This is a genomic window from Bacillus sp. M6-12 (genome assembly GCF_002860285.1).
Classification (GTDB): Bacteria; Bacillota; Bacilli; order Bacillales; family DSM-1321; genus Peribacillus.
Genome location: NZ_PGVF01000006.1, coordinates 403,371 through 420,708, shown reverse-complemented (window position 1 = coordinate 420,708; position 17,338 = coordinate 403,371). Strand labels below are relative to the sequence as shown.

The window sequence follows — 17,338 nt, the reverse complement described above, 5'->3', positions numbered from 1 at the left end:
CTATGAGTTTCTAGTTTTGAATAACAAGTAGATAAAATATGGTGCACCGATACTCGCTGTAAACACACCGGCAGGTATTTCTAATGGAGAAAATACTATTCTGCCTGCCAAATCGGCTAACATCACTATAATTCCGCCGATTAATGCTGAAACAGGCAATAATGCTCCAAAAGCAGATCCAACCATCCGTCTTGCTATGTGGGGTGCCATCAGTCCTACAAAACCGATTCCCCCGGCAAATGCAACGGATCCGGCAATCAGCCCTGTACTGAGCATTATTAATATGAACCTCTGTTGCTGCACCTTTCCTCCTAGCCCAGTCGCAACCTCATCACCAAGTTCCTGAACATTGACATTACGTGAGTATATGAAAGCGAATGCTGTGAGTACAAGAATCCAAGGAACTATAACCGCTACATTATTCCACGAAGCACCATAAACAGTTCCTGTAATCCACATGTTTGCCTGGCTGGTTTGGTAAATAGGCCCCAAGATCATCATTAATGTAGTCAATGCCTTGGTCAAACCCATCATCCCAATTCCTATAAGAACAAGGCGGACCGGTGAAACCCCTTTGTTCCACGCGAACACATAAATAAGAACCGAAATAATTGTTGCCCCTATAAAAGCTGCAACAGGCAACCATTTAATACTCACTGTTAAGACATGATTGCTATCACTAAAAATGGCTAAAAACCCGACAACCGCAACTGCCGCACCACCAGTTATCCCCAAGATATCTGGAGAAGCAAGCGGATTCCGGATCATTCCCTGCAGTAATCCCCCGGCCACAGACAATCCTATTCCAGCCATGGCAGCAACGAGGATTCTGGGCAAACGGAATGAATGGATAACAAGGCGATCCATTTCTGATCCTCCGCCAAAAAATACCTGAAGAACCGCTAAGGGGCTTAGCTTCATCTCTCCCATTCCTGTGCTGATAAGAAATACTGCCATTGCACCGGCCAGTAATGCCAAGAAAATAAATAATGCCTTTTTATCAATTAGAAAGGAGATGTTTCCTTTAAATGCCCTAAAAATTTTATATTGGCCCATTATCCGTTGAACCCCTTTCTTGCGATGTAAATAAAGAAAGGGGTTCCAATTATCGCTGTCATTACTCCCACTGGAACTTCCTGAGGCATTAGAACGTACCGGGAAACAATATCTGCGATAAGAAGCAATACTGCTCCAATTATTCCGGAAAAAGGTAGAACCCAGCGATGGTCTATGCCTACAATAAAGCGGGTAAGATGCGGTACTACTATTCCAATAAAACCGATAGGGCCTGCTACGGCAACTGCTCCGCCTGAAAGAACGATAACAATTAGCCCTATCATTAATTTTAAAATGCCAGTATTTATTCCGAGCCCCTTCGCAACATCTTCTCCCATAGATAGAATATTAAGCTTTGCAGATATCATAAAAGCCCCCGCCCAGCCAACCGCCAAATAAGGAAGGACAACCGTTAAATTCTCCAGCTTTCGGCCTGAAACTGAACCAGCCAGCCAAAATAACACCTGCTCCAGAGCAGCGTCATTAAGAACTAGAAGTCCTTGGGTAAATGAGGCGAAAAAGGCTGTCATAGCTGCTCCCGCAAGAGTAAGCTTCATGGGGGTCAGCCCTTCTCTCCCGTAAGATCCAATAAAATAAACACTTATTGCGGCCACAGCAGCTCCGGCGAAAGATATCCAAGTAAATATTGACAGATTCGCAACACTGAAAATCGTCACAGCAATAACCACAGCCAGACCAGCTCCGGCATTTATCCCAATAATATCAGGTGAAGCCAGCGGATTTTTTGTCAGAGTCTGCATCAACACTCCTGAAACGCCTAAACTAGCCCCTACCGCAGCAGCAATCAACGACCGGGGCAATCTTACATCTTGAATGATAATATGCTCATTTGAACCATTGAAATCAGTAAACGCATCAATTGCCATTCCCCATGTGGTATCTGTATATCCGTAAACAATACTGCCGCACATTAACAACAGTAAAATAATGAAAGCAAAAAGGAGTCCATTCCATCTCTGTCCTGTATATTTTAAAAGCATATTTTAATTAATCCTTCCACCCATATAATTAAATGATCTTTTTCAGTTTTCAGTCTAGGGTACGGCGGAATTTATGTCAATGACTTTGAAATTCATTTTCAATTAGAGTCAATAAATATTCATAATTTTAAATGAATATGAAAATCATTATCAATTATTTGTTGACATTGCTCTATTGGCATTTTAAGATAAAAAATATCAATGAAAATGATTATCATTTAGGAGGATCCATAGTATGAAAGGTTTAAAACAGATTTTTGGTATTATCTCTTTGTTCGCGATTTTCCTGCTTGCAGCCTGCGGCAACACTTCAGAAAAGCCCGCGGCTACAAAAGAAGCAGCTAAAAAAACGGAAGATACCAGTTATAGTGTAGAGCACGCAATGGGAACTGCCACTTTGAAAAAGAAGCCTGAGAAAGTTGTCGTTCTCACAAACGAAGGCACAGAGGCATTGCTCGCTATGGGAGTGAAACCGGTCGGAGCTGTTCAATCCTGGCTTGGCGATCCTTGGTATGACCATATAAAAGAGGATATGGATGGGGTCGAAGTTGTTGGTGTTGAGGGTGAAGTAAATCTGGAGAAGATTGCCTCATTAAAACCAGATTTAATTATTGGTAATAAATTAAGGCAAGAAGCTGTTTACGAACAATTAAATACGATTGCCCCTACAGTTTTTTCAGAAACCTTAAGAGGAGATTGGAAAGAGAACTTTACATTATACTCTAAGGCTCTTAACCTCGAAGATGAGGGAACTAAAGTGTTAAGCGACTTTGATGCACATGTAGAAGAAGTGAAACAAAAACTGGGCGATAAGGTTAATCAAGAAGTGTCAATTGTCCGGTTTATGGCTGGCAAAACTAGAATTTACTATACTGATTCTTTCTCCGGCATTATTTTTAACCAGCTTGGATTTAAACGTGTTAAAGAGCAGGAGGAGTTGTTTACTCCAGACAATAAACTTGGTAAATTAGCTATTGATGTTGGAAAAGAAGTAACACCTAAAATGGATGGAGATGTCCTTTTCTACTTCACATATGCTCCACAAGGAGATAAAGAAGCCTTAAATACAGCAAAAGAATGGACCAATGATCCGCTATGGAAAAATTTAAATGTTGTGAAAAATGGTAATGCCTATGAGGTAAGTGATGCGACATGGAACACTGCTGGCGGAGTTATCGCAGCAAACCTTATGCTGGATGATTTAGAAAAAATCATGGTGAAATAAGAAAAGCGCCCCGGTAAAAGGAACGTAGAGACCAGCACACCCTCAAAAAGCTAACGCTTTGTTTCGTGCGATGTATCTCTGTCGCAGCATTCCTTGTCTTGTGTGTCGAGGCGGGGCTATGGAGCTAGGTATCTTACTGGTTAAAAAATATACTCACAGTAAATATAAGAAACCCGGCCAGAACCACTGGCCGGGTTATTTTGTATCCTTTTTAGTGTTGCCCATTATCAACAGGCACTCACCTTATTAACTTTGTGCTTCAAACGTTTTGCAATCCGTTTCTTCTATCGTAGACGCCTGTTTCCCTTTATGGCTTACCACATAAATGGAATCAGCGCTGCATTTGTTTCCGGAAGCCCAATACGTGCAGTTATTTACTTCACAAAGAACATCTTTAGCCATGTTTCCACCCCCTGCTACTATTTTTAGCATTGCCTGAGGAAAGATACTGCCTTTCCGGCTAAAAGGGCTTTTTGCAGTCAAATAGTTATTTCCATTTTGTATTGGCTGACTTTTTATTTCGAAACACACAGTTACCTGTTGGACAATTTGAACAGAAGTCCGTGCTGTTCTTAAGCTTATGGTATAAGCAGCATGTTTTCCGGATCCGGACTGATTGTTCATTCCCAACTGAGGTGTAATACTTTTTAAGCGGGTTTTCGCTTTCACCAAATACCCATCCGGGAGCTTCGTTAATCAAATAATGGAAATCCTCTTCAGCCCGGCTAATCGCTTCTAGTTCTAATTTTTCTCCTATTTTCTTTTCATATAGCCAAAATACATAAACCGCTGTATTTTCCCACAAAATAGCCTTGGGAACTCTTGTTGCAGCCGAAAGAGAATCCCAAATTTTTGTAATATTTCCAGAAAAAAGGGAGGTAAGGACTCTTTCTCTCCATTCGAAACGATTTTGGTTAGGCATGCTTACTCTTAGGTCCGATAAACGGAGATCGGGTACCCACTGATCACATAAAAAATCTGCTTCAATATAGGTATTCTCTATTGATAAATCCATCCCTTTCGAAAAGACAGACATTGCATATAAACATGGTGCTGCCGTTAAGAAACTGTACCTTTTGGAAAATTGAGAAGCCGTAACAATTGCAGAAGGAGAATCGAAAACTTCTTCTATATCCTTTATATAAGCAAGGCATTTTTCACTATTTGATAATGCCGCTGCGTTTATTGAACCTTTATGATTTGATGATTCTCGTGTGGTAAAACGAAAATTCCTTGTTAGATGACCGATTTCAGAAATTTCCAATGCGGGCTTCATCTGTTTAACTCCCTCCATTGGCTGATGAGTTATGCTCATTTGATTTACATACAATTGTAAATGATTTTCATTATCAATTCAATCAAAAAAAGCATCATCCGGAAATATAAAACACACAAGTTCCCTTATAATGCTTTTACTTATAATCCATAGAATAAGGATAAACTGGCGCCTTTTTTATCCCTTTTGCATCAATTCTGAACGGTCCATCCTTCCCTTCTTTACCTCATATAGCATATCATCCGCCAGCTGGAGCAGATCTTTTGCTTCCTCCTGAAGATTTGGAACTGCAGCAGATATTCCATGACTAGCAGTTAATAATGGAGACTTGGGGGACTTTTCATGTACGATGCCAAGCTGTTCAATTCTACTCTTTAATTTTTCCGCTATTTCTTTTCCCTCTGTATAACCTGTACGGGGGAGTATGACTACAAATTCTTCCCCGCCAAAACGGAAAACCATACCCGGATACGATAGAGCCGCTTCAAGGGTGCGGGCCACTAGTTTTATACAATCATCCCCCGCTAGATGGCCATACGTATCGTTGTATGATTTGAAATAATCCAGATCGAGTATCATAACAGTTAAAGGCAGGTTTTCCTCCGCCATTTCGTTCCAGACCTCTTCATAATAAGCATCAAAAAATCTCCTATTAGGAATACCTGTTAATCCATCTGTATAGGAAAGCTGTTTTAACTTCTCATTTCTTTTCTGAAGTAAGCAAACATTTCGATATGCCAAAATGAGTATTACGATTAAACCTATATGTATGGCTGTATAGAAAAGACTTTGCGGGATACCATTCACTCCAAGTAGTAATCCTGCAATATCTATTACTAGAACTCCGGCAATCAGAACGATTAATATGTACAAGTATTTGGCACTTTTTTTCTCTTTTGACTTTTTCACAGATAGCCCTCCATAACTCCTAACCCATTCCTCTTACTTATAAATACCCAGTTAAGACCTGTAGAAACCTTGTAATAGGACTTTCTTCTCATCCATTGTGATTTTTGAATTAAAAAAACAGGTGCCTTGGACAAAGAAAGCACCTGTTTTACAAAATCATTTTTATTTAAGTATCAGTAGAGAACATATACTTTTTATAATGGTAACGGATACTGAAAATCAGCCCGATCCCCAGCATATTGCCCAAAAGCGAGCTGCCGCCATAACTGATAAATGGAAGCGGTATTCCTGTAATGGGAAGAACACCAATGGTCATCCCAACATTTTGGAAGACGTGGAAAGTAATCATACTGATGACGCCAACGCATAAATACGTATAAAAATCATTCTTCGTTTCCATACCAATTTTGGTAATATGGTAAATCAGAAGGAAAAACATTGAAATGACTATACTTGAACCAATAAATCCAAATTCTTCCCCAATGATACTAAAAATAAAATCCGTCTGACTTTCTGGCAAATAAACTTCCCGGGACCCAACTCCCTTTCCCATTGTTTGTCCCGAACCAATTGCCAGAAGCGACCTGGTTAACTGATATCCAGTTGAACCGGCGTTATTGTAAGGATCAAGCCAGGAGTAGATACGGTCAAATTTATATTGTTCGACACCAAGGTACTTCTCAAGCAATTCGGGCTGCCAAAGAACAAAATAAAAAATAACTGAAACTAAGGAAACTCCAAAAGCAAAGATAGGGAAGAGTATTTTCCATGATATCCCTGAAATAAAGATCATTCCGAGCATAATTGATATCAATACAAGTGATGTCCCTAAATCAGGCTGTTTCATAACTAGCCCAATTGGAAGCAATGTAATTAACCCAATCTTAGCCAGAAGCCATAAATCGGTTTGCAGAGTTTTTATCCGATTGTTCTGATTATGGGCTGAAACCGCATTGGCCAATGCCAAAATGAGAAAAATCTTCATAAACTCTGAGGGCTGAAGTGAACCAATCAGCGGTACTCTAAACCAGCTCCGGGCTCCGTTAATTTTTGGAACAATGCTTTCCGGTGCAGCAATTAATATAACCAGAAGTATTATTCCGAATCCATAAGCATACCAGGATAATTTTCTAAGCTGGTCCGAGTCTAGAGTAATAACTCCAAGGATTAGGCCCGTTCCGACCGTATAAAATATTACCTGCTTTAACAGGAAATTTGTACTCCCATACTGCCCTGTTGTCTGGGCACTATAAATGGATATGCAGCTTGTTAGAAATAAAAGAAATAAAATTAGTGCAAGTCCATAATCAATACGTGAAGAAAAATTTTTTTCCGATTGCATGTTAACTCTCCTTATAAGAAAAGCGCAAGCTCCATAGGAACGCCGAACATATCCTCTCATGTCCGCTTACGATAATAACCGATAATCATACTTTCTCATTATACTTCATCAACATAAAATCACAACGCTCAATACTAAGCTGGATATTATTTCTATACATATCATTATACATAAAGTCAAAGCGAATTCCGATTGTGAATACTTTCTTTCCTCCTATTTTATATGTTTCAAAATTCTTTAAAGCAGTACCTTTTCCGGAAAACCGGAATTTTCCGATATTTCGGAAATTCATCCTTCGTGTAATTCCGGAAAAACGGAAAAATATACGTTTTTACCGGCCAGGATTTTTATGTTTTGGATAGTTAAAAGCATAAAAACTGTGATTTTATAGCCATTTCACCTTACTGATCTTTAATAATTTAGAATATAAAGTAAACATGGCACAATACTTGCAAATTTACTAAGAGCCAAATGATTTTCAAACCAAAATTGAAAACGCTTACTTTGGCAAAAAAAACTATTTATAAGGGGGATTCTCATGGATTTAATCGTCATTTTATTGGCACTCGGACTTCTTATGTTTGTAGCTTACCGCGGCTTTTCAGTTATTCTATTTGCTCCGATTTGTGCACTTTTTGCTGTTTTATTGACAGAACCCAGCCATGTGCTGCCATTCTTCTCCAGCGTATTTATGGATAAGATGGTCGGATTCATTAAAAATTACTTCCCTGTATTCTTGTTAGGTGCCATTTTCGGAAAAGTTGTAGAAATGTCCGGGCTTGCAGAATCAATCGCTAAAACGATTGTCCGCATGATTGGAGCAAAGCGCGCCATTTTAGCCATCGTGCTTCTCGGAGCAATTTTGACATATAGCGGAGTTAGCTTGTTTGTTGCTGTTTTCGCTATCTACCCTTTTGCGGCTCACCTTTTCAGGGAAGCGAACATTCCAAAGCGCCTGATTCCTGGAACAATTGCGCTGGGTGCCTTTACGTTTACAATGGATGCCTTGCCAGGAACACCGCAAATCCAAAATGTTATTCCTACTACTTTCTTTAAAACTGATATTTACGCTGCCCCGATTCTCGGGATCTTAGGTGGAGTATTTGTACTTATCTTGGGTCTTCTTTATCTAGAGTCAAGGAGGAGAAAGGCGGAAAAAGCGGGTGAAGGATACTACGGCTTTTCAGCGGAAACAGCGGCTGCAGTTGAAAGCCTGAATGAAGCGAAAAAGGAAGATCCAGTGCCTGATTTATCTACGAACCAGCCGTTGGCACGCCAGATTCTTGCTTTTGTGCCGCTGATTCTAGTCGGCGTCATGAATAAAGTGTTTGTTACGGCCATACCTAAATGGTATCCCGAGGGTTTTGATTTCAAGAAGGTAGGTTTAGATGCACTTGGAGTTGTCGATGTTTCTACTTTTGCGGCAATATGGGCTGTTGAAATGGCCTTAATTGTCGGGATCATTGCCACAATAGCTTATGACTGGAACCGTGTTACTCAAAACTTAAAAGAAGGATTGAATACAAGTATCGGGGGTTCCCTCCTGGCTACGATGAATACGGCTGCTGAATATGGTTTTGGCGGTGTGATTGCAGCTCTTCCAGGCTTTGCACTTATCAGCAATGGGATTTCCGGAACATTTACAAACCCGCTTGTCAACGGTGCCGTAACAACCACAACCCTTGCAGGTATTACTGGTTCAGCATCCGGCGGGATGGGGATTGCCTTAAGCGCCATGAGTGAAAAGTATAACCAGGCAATTACGGCAGCCAATATCCCTCCAGAAGTAATGCACCGGGTTATTTCAATGGCCTCTGGCGGTATGGATACTCTTCCGCATAACGGAGCAGTTATTACACTGCTGGCTGTTACAGGATTAACACACAAGCAATCTTACCGCGACATTTTCGCCATCACTATTATTAAGACATTAGCTGTTTTCTTTATCATTGCTCTTTATGCTTTAATCGGCATCGCTTAATCACTGACAATTATACTGGGAGGAAAAAGGTATGGGAAAGCCTTTAGAGGGAAAAACCGCTTTTATTACTGGATCTGCAAGCGGGATTGGATTACAAATTGCAACTAGCTTCGCGCAGGAAGGTGCGAAAATCGTTATATCTGATTTAAATAGGGAAAACAGTGAACTTGCTGCTGAAAATTTAGCTGATCAGGGTTATGAAGCTATCTCTGCTGCCTGTGACGTAACCGACGAAGCTGCCTTCCAAACAAGCATTAAAAATGCTTACGAAACCTTCGGAAGCATCGACATTCTGGTAAATAATGCCGGACTGCAGTATGTCTCGCCTATCGAAGAATTTCCAACTGAAAAATTCGAGCTGCTTATCAAAGTAATGCTAACCGCTCCATTTATCGGGATTAAAAATGTTTTCCCTTTTATGAAACAACAAGGCAATGGCCGAATCATTAATATAGCATCTATCAACGGGCTAATTGGTTTTGCTGGAAAAGCTGCATACAATAGCGCAAAGCATGGAGTGATCGGCTTAACAAAGGTGGCTGCCCTTGAAGGAGCGGCCCATGGAATCACTGTTAATGCATTATGTCCTGGATATGTAGATACGCCGCTGGTGCAAAACCAGTTGAAGGACCTTGCTGCTACAAGAAACGTACCGCTTGACCGGGTCATTGAGGAAGTCATCTACCCGCTTGTCCCGCAAAAAAGACTTTTGGCTGTTTCTGAAATTGCAGACTATGCTGTTTTTTTAGCCAGCGAAAAAGCAAAAGGAGTCACTGGCCAGGCTGTCGTACTCGATGGCGGATATACTGTTCAATAACTCTGTTAGAAACCTATCCGGCGAAGGCCCGGATAGGTTTTTTTGTTCAATAAAATAAATGGCCATGCTTCGCTATGATATTCATATATATCAACTCCCTAATTTGTTAGAGGTTTCTGACAAATTAATATATTTTGTTATAATAGTGTAAACGTTTTACATAGGGGGAAAGCAATGAGTTCTCTAATTGACCACATCCCTCATAAATGGCTCGAGGAGATTATCAATCTTGCAGCCGAACGAATTGTGGTGGTAGATTGTAACGGCATCATTACCTACATTAATCCGGCCTATTGTGATTTTTTGAAAACGAATGTTGATTATGCAATTGGGCGCCATGTGCAAGATGTTATTGAAAATACACGCATGCACATAGTAGCTAAAACAGGGGTGGCAGAGCTGGCTTCTGTCCAGCCCATCAATGGGAGCGAGATGATTGCGAACCGCTTTCCGCTGGTTATTGACGGAGAACTGGTCGGAGCAGTTGGGACAGTTATTTTTCGCAACCCTGAGGATTGGTGGGAGTATAAACGAAAAATTCAGCCGCTTCTTGAGGAGCTATCCTACTATAAAACACGGTTCGAAAAGGAACTAAAAAGCAAGTATGGTTTTATCGATTTAATCGGCAGCAGCCCACTATTCTATTCCGCAAAGCAGCTAGCAGAAAGAATTTCCGGAAGCCAGTCAGCCGTATTATTATTGGGTGAATCCGGTACAGGCAAGGAATTATTCGCCCATGCCATCCATAATAACAGTACACGCTCAGCCTTTCCTTTTGTGCCAATCAACTGTGCTTCCATACCTGAACATTTATTGGAATCCGAATTATTTGGATATGAAGAAGGAGCTTTCACGGGTGCGAAAAAGGGCGGAAAAAAAGGCAAATTCCAGCTTGCAAATTTCGGCACTCTCTTCCTTGATGAGATCGGCGACATGCCGCTCTCTATGCAAAGTAAGCTTTTACGGGTTTTACAGGAAAAAGAATTACAGCAGATCGGCGGGAACAGTACAATTCCTGTAGATGTCCGTGTGATTGCTGCTACCCATCGGGATTTAGAGAAAATGGTGGAGGAAAGAACTTTTCGTCAGGATTTATACTATCGCCTAAATGTGATAAAAATTGATATTCCGCCACTTCGAGAGAGAAAAGAGGACATTCATCAGGTTGCCTCCAGCCTGTTAAAAAAACTGGAGCGGAAGTTTCACCGGAATGGCATTAAACTTTCGGCCGAAGTTATTGAAAAGCTCAGGCAGCATTCTTGGCCAGGCAATATCCGTGAGCTTGAAAATGTGCTGGAGCGGGCAATAAATGTTTTAGATGGGAAAGAAATTAAAATACAGCATCTTCCTCTTTACCTTCGCGATCAGGGAATTAATGAGGGGTATATTGTTAGTCCGCTAACCGGGATCCTGTCGGAACCTGGCAGAGAAAGCATGCCAGTCCAGCCGTTAAGGGACACAATTGCAATTGCTGAAAAACAAGCCATCCTGCAGGCGCTCAATCTTGTAAACGGAAATAAACTGGAAGCTGCCAAGCTTTTGCATATTAGTAAAACGAGTCTTTACGAAAAGTGCAAGCTTTACGGTCTATAAGGATAGGTCCAATTTCTTCCCCCTATTGTCTTCATTCTCCGGGCTGCTATATAATATTGATGTAAATCATTTTATTTTGATTAAAATAGGGTGAAGAAAAAAATGGGACGGGATATTATGGAAAATGACTCTCTTTTGACTCAGTTCCAAGGCTATGAACGAAGCTTCAAAGCATTGGCAGATGAAAAAAGGCTGCATATTTTACATTTGCTTTGCGCAAAAGGATCCATTTGTGTTTACGATCTTACAGAGATTATGGGGCTAACCCAATCAAAGCTTTCGTATCACTTAAAAATCCTTTTGGATGCTGATCTTATCTCTAAGGAAACAAAAGGTACCTGGAGTTATTACCATATTAATGAATCAGAATTGAATCAATTGCTTTCACTTGAGCTCCGCCGCTTCTTTAAACCTGCCAGCAGCTGATACAAGTTTTATACGCCTGCTGTCAATTCTAATTGTAACCATCGAAAAGCATGAATTTGTTCATGCGTTTTTTACTTATAACTATCTTTGAGAGGCAGAAGGTGCATTGCGTTGATAAAAAAGAAAAAGCCCCGTACCGGAGTTTAGTCTGGTACGGGGCTTTGTTACGATGATGATGATTTTTCTTTAAACAATCCGCTTCCCTTCCTGTTGAAGGGCATAATGTATACCGTGTTTCAGGTTTGCAAAGCATTTTGCACCTGATAAATTATGATGCTTTGAAGTGGTTATAGCAACGCTAATTGCGGGGGATAAGCCAACAATAATGGTATTCATACCTAAAAGAGACGTAGCCGAAATTAATTGCTGGAATAAAAACAGGGTATATTCACTAATGTTTTCATTCAAACCTGTTACATCCAATAGAACATATTCCGATTGATACTCTGGAAGCCGGGAAATAATTTTTTCCAGAAGTTCTTTTGAACGTTTTTCATGGAATGTCCCAAGCAGCGGTACGACTACAATATTTTCCAAAACTGGAATAATTGGTGAGGAAATTTCCCGTATCAGCTGGCTAAGCTCTTCCGTCCTTTTCTCCACAAGCTTCTCCAGCTTTGTAATTTCTTCCTGCTCTCTTTTTCTGGCAAGATCATGAATATTTTGAGTTACTTCCTTATCGGAGAGAAAGTATTCAAATTCGCAATACTCATCGCCTGCAAGCTGGCTCTTTGTAACCCGGTACCCTGCATGATCCTTCCATAGACCGCTTAGGACTCCTGCCCAATGACCAGGAACAAAGGTGCCATGCCCCGTCTTAGCTTGTAATTTATTAATTCTGTATTCCCAGCTATTTGTCATCCTCATTACCGCAGTTTTCTTATCATTATCATAATCCACTATTTCAAGCTGGCCCCAGCCTGCAGAAGCGTAAATGCCCGGCAGCATTTGTAAAACCTGCTCTGGTACAAGGCCTTCCTTCTGAAAGAATTCCCCAACGATAAGGCCCTGCCTGAATCCAGTTATTTCAAGCACAATACTTGCATTTTCATCACCGGATACTTCTTCAATAGTGTCGAGGAAGGTTTTAAAAGCAGAATTTATCCAAAACAAAATTGCATCCTGTTCTTCAAATAAGAATGTGCCTTCTTCTCTATTCCATCTAAAAAGAGCACCGCCAACCTCTATTGTGTTTGTCTCATTTGCGTTCACAAACCCATCCCTTTCTTTAAAGCTGCTCTTTTCCATTTTACTAGAGTTCCCAAATAAGTGTTATAAATATGCAAATCTCCCGGCAAATTCCCAGTTAATGGATATGCAGAATTTCCTGCTCTATGTTTGACACGTTTTTCTTAGCGGGTATAAAATGAATAGTTTCACAATTGATGAACATTCGTTAACTTTATTCCTGTACAACTTTATCGTTGCTCTTTATGTGACGTTTCCATACTGGAACAGCTTTAATTTGCCGTTTTTCCACTTCATGTAGTTATGGATGACATAAAAATATCTAATGAACAGCATGAGTGTATATTTTTCGGCGATCAAAGCATACTGAGCCTAGAATATGCACAGTAGCTATAGGAGTGATCGAAATTGTACGACCAAGATGAAGTGAATATTTTCAAAAAAGAACTTAGCCGTCTGATAACTGACTTTAACCGGTGTCCATTAAGCAGCGTGAGAAAAGAAATTTCCGAAGACATTTGTTTCTTGCAGGATATTATTAAAACTGTAGAGAACGGAAACAATCTGCAATAAACAAAGATGTCAAAATAGCAAAAGAAAATCCCTTGTCCTGTAACAGTATACTGACAAGGGTTTTTTCATGGTTATTGTCTGCTGCCTGCTGTTGCGGGCTTACGTTTCGCCTCTTTCCAAAACTGTTTTAACGGCTTAGGAGTCTCCTTGGCCTTTTCAACTGCACCCATAACAACATCTTTCTTTTGCTGAATATCTTCGGTGATCTGCTGCTGGTTTTGCAGAAGCCTATCTTTTTCTTGCATTATACTATCCGTTTTTGCCTGAATTCGGGCTGTGGTATCTGTTACATCCTGTAAAATGGGTTTTGTAGCCTTAAAAGTCTTTACTGCCGAAATTGCAAGGTACACGAGGCTCCCCACTACAATCAATATACTTAAATAAACAATGATCATGCAGATCCTACCTCCTATAGCTGTTTTATTTCTTTTACCCATCTAGGCTATTGAGAAAACGGTGAATTGCGGAAAGAAGCCAGAGCTGCTCCTTATCCATTTAACAACACTTTGGGTAATACGAGCATCCCCAAATTTGTTTTCCTTCTTTATTCGTTTGTTTAATTATCTAATAACAAAGTATAAATTCCAAACAATAATCTGATAAAATGTAACAAAGGAGTCTGAAAAAGGATGCAGAATCTAGATCAGATTGTGCAAGAAGAAGCACGAACAACAACCTCAATGACAACACTCAAAATTGGAGAAATGTCCACTATCTCTAATTTCGTGGTTAAACAAGCTTATTTAGCCATACGCCAGTTTTAAATTTATTAAACCGTACAACTTGAAATCAACGAAAACAGAATCCGTAGCCGGCCTGAAATAATTTGAATTTTCCTGGGTGATAATATGAAAATTTCAATAGAAGAAATAAGCAAAGAACTGGGAGAAGAAATCCTCATTAGGTGTCATGAAGTAGATGACGAAATATACGAAATCGTAAACAAGCTGAAAACTGAAAACCTCATTGTACTCGGATATCAAAATGATAGAGTTCATCGTATTAATCTTAGGGATATCTATTATTTCGAGGCAGTTGACGGAAAGGTTTTTATTTACTGCAAGGACAACGTTTTTGAGGTAAAACAAAAGCTTTATGAGTTAGAGGAATTATGCAAAGGAAAGAACTGTTTTCGTGCATCCAAGTCAACTATATTAAACATAGCTAAGATTTCATCTATTTATCCGTCCATAAGCGGCCGATTCGAAGCGGTACTTGATAACGGGGAACGTGCTGTTGTATCAAGGCAGTATGTGCCTGTCCTTAAAAATATGCTTGGATTGTAAAAGGAGGGATAAATATGAAGCTTTCCGAATTTGTACAAAAGATTATTAAGGATTACTTGATCATCTTCGCAGCAATAATTATTATTATTACGATTTTGCGGCAAATGTATTATCCCAATATGGCATTTGATTTGAAGTCGATTTATATAATAATGGCATTTTCATTTATAAGTGCATTATTGGGATTTATTTTGTACTCTCCTAATGATATAAGTGAGAAGAAGATGCGAATAAGAATCGCCATTCATTTTTTCTTTTTGGAGATTGTAATGATTGCCCTTAGCAGCGTTTTTGGTATTGTGAACAGTGCAATAGATGTAATCATTTTAGCACTGCAAATTGCAGTAATCTATATCCTAGTTCGTCTGCTGTCATGGCAAAAAGATAAAAAAGAAGCCCAAAAAATCAACGAAAAATTAAAGGCATTTAAGAAAGATGTTTATGAGTAGTCAATAAAATCATTAATCAGCTGTTGTCTGCAGCGGATTATTATGCGGTAAGCTTTAGTGCTTACCGCTTTTTTTGCATCTTGTTTGCTTGTGGATACAACTTACCGTTTTTCTATATACTTCCTTTCAGCAGTTTTTTATGATGAGTTCATAAAAAACATTCGAAAAGAAGGAGTAACTACTATGGGAACTTTAATATTATTTATCGCTTTGATTTTCGAGATTGCTTTTGCGGTCTACTGTATGATCACGAAGCAAAACCATAAAAAATTAAAGAATTGGATTAGGATTGCTGTATTTATAGCATTTGTAATTCTCACACTTTCATCGGTCATTGTGTGGAGTTTCCGCTGGGTAATGCTTGCAATGCTGCTTTTCATATTAGCGGTAAAGGGAACGGCTTCTCTTATCCGTAACAAAACAAATAACCAAAAATACAAAACTTCTTCATTTGTGTGGAATTCCATTATTATGATATTCGCAACGGTATTTGCACTTGCACCTGCAATTGTGTTCCCGCAGCATAAATCACCAAAAGTAACAGGTGAATATGAAGTCGCAACCACTACTTATACATATATTGATAAAAACCGTATTGAAGAATTTACCGATAAGGGGGACAACAGATTTGTGAATGTGGAATTTTGGTATCCAGAAAATGCAGAAGGAACTTACCCTCTATTGGTGTTTTCACATGGAGCCTACGGTACTAAGGCAAGCAATACCTCTACCTATACAGAGCTTGCAAGCCACGGTTATGTAGTCGCTTCAATCGATCATCCCTATCATTCCTTTTATACTGCTTCAGAGGATGGATCTAAGGCTTTCATCAATACAGATTATAACCGTGAAATCAGCGATATGAATAAAGAAGGCATTTACACAAAGGAAGAACTCTATGAAGCCATACAAAAATGGATGAAACTGCGAACAGATGATATGAATTTTGTCATTGATACGATACTACAAAAAGCCGAAAGTGACAGTAACTCTATCTATCAACATATCAATACAGAGAAAATTGGTGTGTTCGGGCACTCAATGGGCGGAGCAGCAAGTGTTTGGCTAGGCAAAGAACGTGACGATATTAGTGCAGTTGTAAATATTGATGCCCCGTTCTTTAGTGAGCTTGTTTATAAGAAAGACATTGATGATTTTGTAGCAAGCAGCGATGCCTATACGACCCCACTTTTTAACATTTATTCTGACGATGTTTGGGGGCAGCTAGAAAGCAACTCCACTTATGCAGCGAACAAACCCAATAATGAACACTTCAAAGAAGCATATACTGTTCATTTTAAAGGGGCAAAACATTTAAGCTTAACCGATTTACCGCTTTTCTCTCCTATACTTGCAAATATTCTGCAGGGTGGAAAAGCCGACATTGATAAATATTACAGTATTGAAACTGAAAATGAACTAATTCTTAAATTTTTTGACTATGAATTAAAGGGCATTGGCCATTTCACTTCCGAAGAGACGTATTGATTTTTATCTAGCAGCTATACTTTTTAATTACTCCAAAAATCAAAAAATCTGTTACTTCGGCTTCAATCAAATGTTTCACATTTGGATGGATTGTTATCATTTCTCCTTTCAGTATTTAAAAACCCCTTCATATACGGTTGAAGGGGTTTTGCTTTAACACATTCATTATTCAGTAATAAATAAGTGTAATACTTCACACAGATAATAATCTTAATAAATAGTATCTTTTGGATATAAATCAGTTTTTATTATTAATAGCACATTATTTAATTATTTTATCTCTTGGCTTGATCATATGGTGTGTACGTTTGCTCCAGAATAGAGCTAAGAATGTACCAATTAGAACCTGCCATACAGATGCAAAAGCACTTGGTAAGGCTGCAAGCGGTGATAAGTGAGCGGCTGCTAATGCTATCATAGGATTACTCCTGAAAAATCCCCCTTCAGTGATGCAATTGTAGTCGCCCATGCCATGACATAGAAGTGATGGAGAAAAAGGGTATAGTGCGTTTGTCAACCCCTGTTGTGTACGACCATGGACTTGAACAAGGAATATTAAGTCTTTCGAAGGCAATTTTATTAGTCTTCATACCAACTTAGAAAATGTAATGAAACTAGACGAGATAAGTATTTCTTTTTATAACGTGTTCAATATATGCATAAACATATAAATGAATGAAGGAGGATTTTCTATGCAGGACTATGTTCATAATAAAATTCCTTATAAG

General features: G+C 39.3%; 19 protein-coding genes. 10 read left to right on the top strand and 9 right to left on the bottom strand.

From position 1 onward, the window contains the following. Positions 1-1,056 (bottom strand): FecCD family ABC transporter permease, encoded by a 1,056-nt coding sequence (locus CVD28_RS10300; RefSeq protein ID WP_101592272.1) that lies wholly within the window; start codon positions 1,054-1,056, stop codon positions 1-3. Next, complete coding sequence (locus CVD28_RS10295) at positions 1,056-2,057, bottom strand: FecCD family ABC transporter permease (protein WP_101592271.1); 1,002 nt, start codon at positions 2,055-2,057, stop codon at positions 1,056-1,058. The genes CVD28_RS10300 and CVD28_RS10295 overlap by 1 nt, the downstream gene beginning before the upstream one ends. A gap of 235 nt (positions 2,058-2,292) precedes the next feature. Between CVD28_RS10295 and CVD28_RS10290 the strand changes: the two genes are divergently transcribed. Further along, a complete protein-coding gene (locus CVD28_RS10290; protein WP_101592270.1) occupies positions 2,293-3,282 on the top strand; it encodes an ABC transporter substrate-binding protein in 990 nt (329 codons plus the stop codon). A 246-nt stretch (positions 3,283-3,528) separates the two neighbouring features. On the opposite strand, the gene CVD28_RS10285 is transcribed toward CVD28_RS10290, so the two are convergent. The 4 genes from CVD28_RS10285 to CVD28_RS10270 form a co-directional block, all read right to left on the bottom strand. Next, entirely contained in the window at positions 3,529-3,684 is a 156-nt protein-coding gene (locus CVD28_RS10285) for a DUF1540 domain-containing protein (RefSeq protein ID WP_101592340.1), read from the bottom strand. Between the two features lie 85 nt (positions 3,685-3,769). Continuing rightward, the gene (locus tag CVD28_RS10280; protein ID WP_180954101.1) at positions 3,770-4,558 is read right to left on the bottom strand and encodes an IucA/IucC family C-terminal-domain containing protein; all 789 of its coding nucleotides are present in this window, start codon (positions 4,556-4,558) and stop codon (positions 3,770-3,772) included. A 177-nt stretch (positions 4,559-4,735) separates the two neighbouring features. Then, positions 4,736-5,467, bottom strand: a complete 732-nt coding sequence (locus CVD28_RS10275; RefSeq protein WP_101592268.1) for a GGDEF domain-containing protein — start codon at positions 5,465-5,467, stop codon at positions 4,736-4,738. A 166-nt stretch (positions 5,468-5,633) separates the two neighbouring features. Continuing rightward, the gene (locus CVD28_RS10270; protein WP_101592267.1) at positions 5,634-6,809 is read right to left on the bottom strand and encodes an FtsW/RodA/SpoVE family cell cycle protein; all 1,176 of its coding nucleotides are present in this window, start codon (positions 6,807-6,809) and stop codon (positions 5,634-5,636) included. Positions 6,810-7,347: 538 nt separating this feature from the next. On the opposite strand from CVD28_RS10270, the gene CVD28_RS10260 reads away from it, so the two are divergent. The 4 genes from CVD28_RS10260 (at position 7,348) to CVD28_RS10245 (ending at position 11,626) form a co-directional block, all read left to right on the top strand. Then, complete coding sequence (locus CVD28_RS10260) at positions 7,348-8,790, top strand: GntP family permease (protein WP_101592265.1); 1,443 nt, start codon at positions 7,348-7,350, stop codon at positions 8,788-8,790. A gap of 31 nt (positions 8,791-8,821) precedes the next feature. Then, entirely contained in the window at positions 8,822-9,607 is a 786-nt protein-coding gene (locus CVD28_RS10255) for a 3-hydroxybutyrate dehydrogenase (RefSeq protein WP_101592264.1), read from the top strand. A gap of 174 nt (positions 9,608-9,781) precedes the next feature. Then, positions 9,782-11,200 carry a sigma-54 interaction domain-containing protein gene (locus tag CVD28_RS10250; protein ID WP_101592263.1) on the top strand — a complete coding sequence of 473 codons (1,419 nt, stop codon included), beginning with the start codon at positions 9,782-9,784 and terminating at the stop codon, positions 11,198-11,200. A 102-nt stretch (positions 11,201-11,302) separates the two neighbouring features. Beyond that, positions 11,303-11,626, top strand: a complete 324-nt coding sequence (locus CVD28_RS10245) for an ArsR/SmtB family transcription factor (RefSeq protein WP_101592262.1) — start codon at positions 11,303-11,305, stop codon at positions 11,624-11,626. A gap of 186 nt (positions 11,627-11,812) precedes the next feature. On the opposite strand, the gene CVD28_RS10240 is transcribed toward CVD28_RS10245, so the two are convergent. Beyond that, positions 11,813-12,874, bottom strand: a complete 1,062-nt coding sequence (locus CVD28_RS10240) for an STAS domain-containing protein (RefSeq protein ID WP_257985823.1) — start codon at positions 12,872-12,874, stop codon at positions 11,813-11,815. Between the two features lie 348 nt (positions 12,875-13,222). Between CVD28_RS10240 and CVD28_RS28020 the strand changes: the two genes are divergently transcribed. Further along, entirely contained in the window at positions 13,223-13,387 is a 165-nt protein-coding gene (locus CVD28_RS28020; RefSeq protein ID WP_180954100.1) for a hypothetical protein, read from the top strand. 71 nt (positions 13,388-13,458) lie between these two features. On the opposite strand, the gene CVD28_RS10235 is transcribed toward CVD28_RS28020, so the two are convergent. Beyond that, entirely contained in the window at positions 13,459-13,782 is a 324-nt protein-coding gene (locus CVD28_RS10235; RefSeq protein WP_180954099.1) for a DUF948 domain-containing protein, read from the bottom strand. A gap of 234 nt (positions 13,783-14,016) precedes the next feature. Between CVD28_RS10235 and CVD28_RS28730 the strand changes: the two genes are divergently transcribed. From CVD28_RS28730 to CVD28_RS10220, 4 genes are all read left to right on the top strand, one after another. Continuing rightward, entirely contained in the window at positions 14,017-14,151 is a 135-nt protein-coding gene (locus tag CVD28_RS28730) for a hypothetical protein (protein WP_257985822.1), read from the top strand. Positions 14,152-14,235: 84 nt separating this feature from the next. Further along, positions 14,236-14,673 (top strand): LytTR family DNA-binding domain-containing protein, encoded by a 438-nt coding sequence (locus CVD28_RS10230; RefSeq protein ID WP_101592260.1) that lies wholly within the window; start codon positions 14,236-14,238, stop codon positions 14,671-14,673. 14 nt (positions 14,674-14,687) lie between these two features. Beyond that, positions 14,688-15,122, top strand: a complete 435-nt coding sequence (locus tag CVD28_RS10225) for a DUF3021 family protein (RefSeq protein WP_101592259.1) — start codon at positions 14,688-14,690, stop codon at positions 15,120-15,122. A gap of 183 nt (positions 15,123-15,305) precedes the next feature. After that, complete coding sequence (locus CVD28_RS10220; protein ID WP_101592258.1) at positions 15,306-16,610, top strand: alpha/beta hydrolase family protein; 1,305 nt, start codon at positions 15,306-15,308, stop codon at positions 16,608-16,610. Between the two features lie 262 nt (positions 16,611-16,872). On the opposite strand, the gene CVD28_RS28015 is transcribed toward CVD28_RS10220, so the two are convergent. Next, a complete protein-coding gene (locus tag CVD28_RS28015; protein WP_180954098.1) occupies positions 16,873-17,028 on the bottom strand; it encodes a hypothetical protein in 156 nt (51 codons plus the stop codon). Between the last annotated feature and the right edge of the window lie 310 nt (positions 17,029-17,338).

Bases quoted from the DNA above. Each gene is read 5' to 3' on its own strand.
- CVD28_RS10295 (WP_101592271.1), bottom strand. From the start codon at position 2,057: ATGCTTTTAAAATATACAGGACAGAGATGGAATGGACTCCTTTTTGCT.
- CVD28_RS10270 (WP_101592267.1), bottom strand. From the start codon at position 6,809: ATGCAATCGGAAAAAAATTTTTCTTCACGTATTGATTATGGACTTGCA.
- CVD28_RS10230 (WP_101592260.1), top strand. From the start codon at position 14,236: ATGAAAATTTCAATAGAAGAAATAAGCAAAGAACTGGGAGAAGAAATC.
- CVD28_RS28015 (WP_180954098.1), bottom strand. From the start codon at position 17,028: ATGATAGCATTAGCAGCCGCTCACTTATCACCGCTTGCAGCCTTACCA.
- CVD28_RS10280 (WP_180954101.1), bottom strand. From the start codon at position 4,558: ATGAAGCCCGCATTGGAAATTTCTGAAATCGGTCATCTAACAAGGAAT.
- CVD28_RS10245 (WP_101592262.1), top strand. From the start codon at position 11,303: ATGGGACGGGATATTATGGAAAATGACTCTCTTTTGACTCAGTTCCAA.
- CVD28_RS10290 (WP_101592270.1), top strand. From the start codon at position 2,293: ATGAAAGGTTTAAAACAGATTTTTGGTATTATCTCTTTGTTCGCGATT.
- CVD28_RS10260 (WP_101592265.1), top strand. From the start codon at position 7,348: ATGGATTTAATCGTCATTTTATTGGCACTCGGACTTCTTATGTTTGTA.
- CVD28_RS10285 (WP_101592340.1), bottom strand. From the start codon at position 3,684: ATGGCTAAAGATGTTCTTTGTGAAGTAAATAACTGCACGTATTGGGCT.
- CVD28_RS10300 (WP_101592272.1), bottom strand. From the start codon at position 1,056: ATGGGCCAATATAAAATTTTTAGGGCATTTAAAGGAAACATCTCCTTT.
- CVD28_RS10250 (WP_101592263.1), top strand. From the start codon at position 9,782: ATGAGTTCTCTAATTGACCACATCCCTCATAAATGGCTCGAGGAGATT.
- CVD28_RS28730 (WP_257985822.1), top strand. From the start codon at position 14,017: ATGCAGAATCTAGATCAGATTGTGCAAGAAGAAGCACGAACAACAACC.
- CVD28_RS10235 (WP_180954099.1), bottom strand. From the start codon at position 13,782: ATGATCATTGTTTATTTAAGTATATTGATTGTAGTGGGGAGCCTCGTG.
- CVD28_RS10220 (WP_101592258.1), top strand. From the start codon at position 15,306: ATGGGAACTTTAATATTATTTATCGCTTTGATTTTCGAGATTGCTTTT.
- CVD28_RS10255 (WP_101592264.1), top strand. From the start codon at position 8,822: ATGGGAAAGCCTTTAGAGGGAAAAACCGCTTTTATTACTGGATCTGCA.
- CVD28_RS10240 (WP_257985823.1), bottom strand. From the start codon at position 12,874: ATGGAAAAGAGCAGCTTTAAAGAAAGGGATGGGTTTGTGAACGCAAAT.
- CVD28_RS10225 (WP_101592259.1), top strand. From the start codon at position 14,688: ATGAAGCTTTCCGAATTTGTACAAAAGATTATTAAGGATTACTTGATC.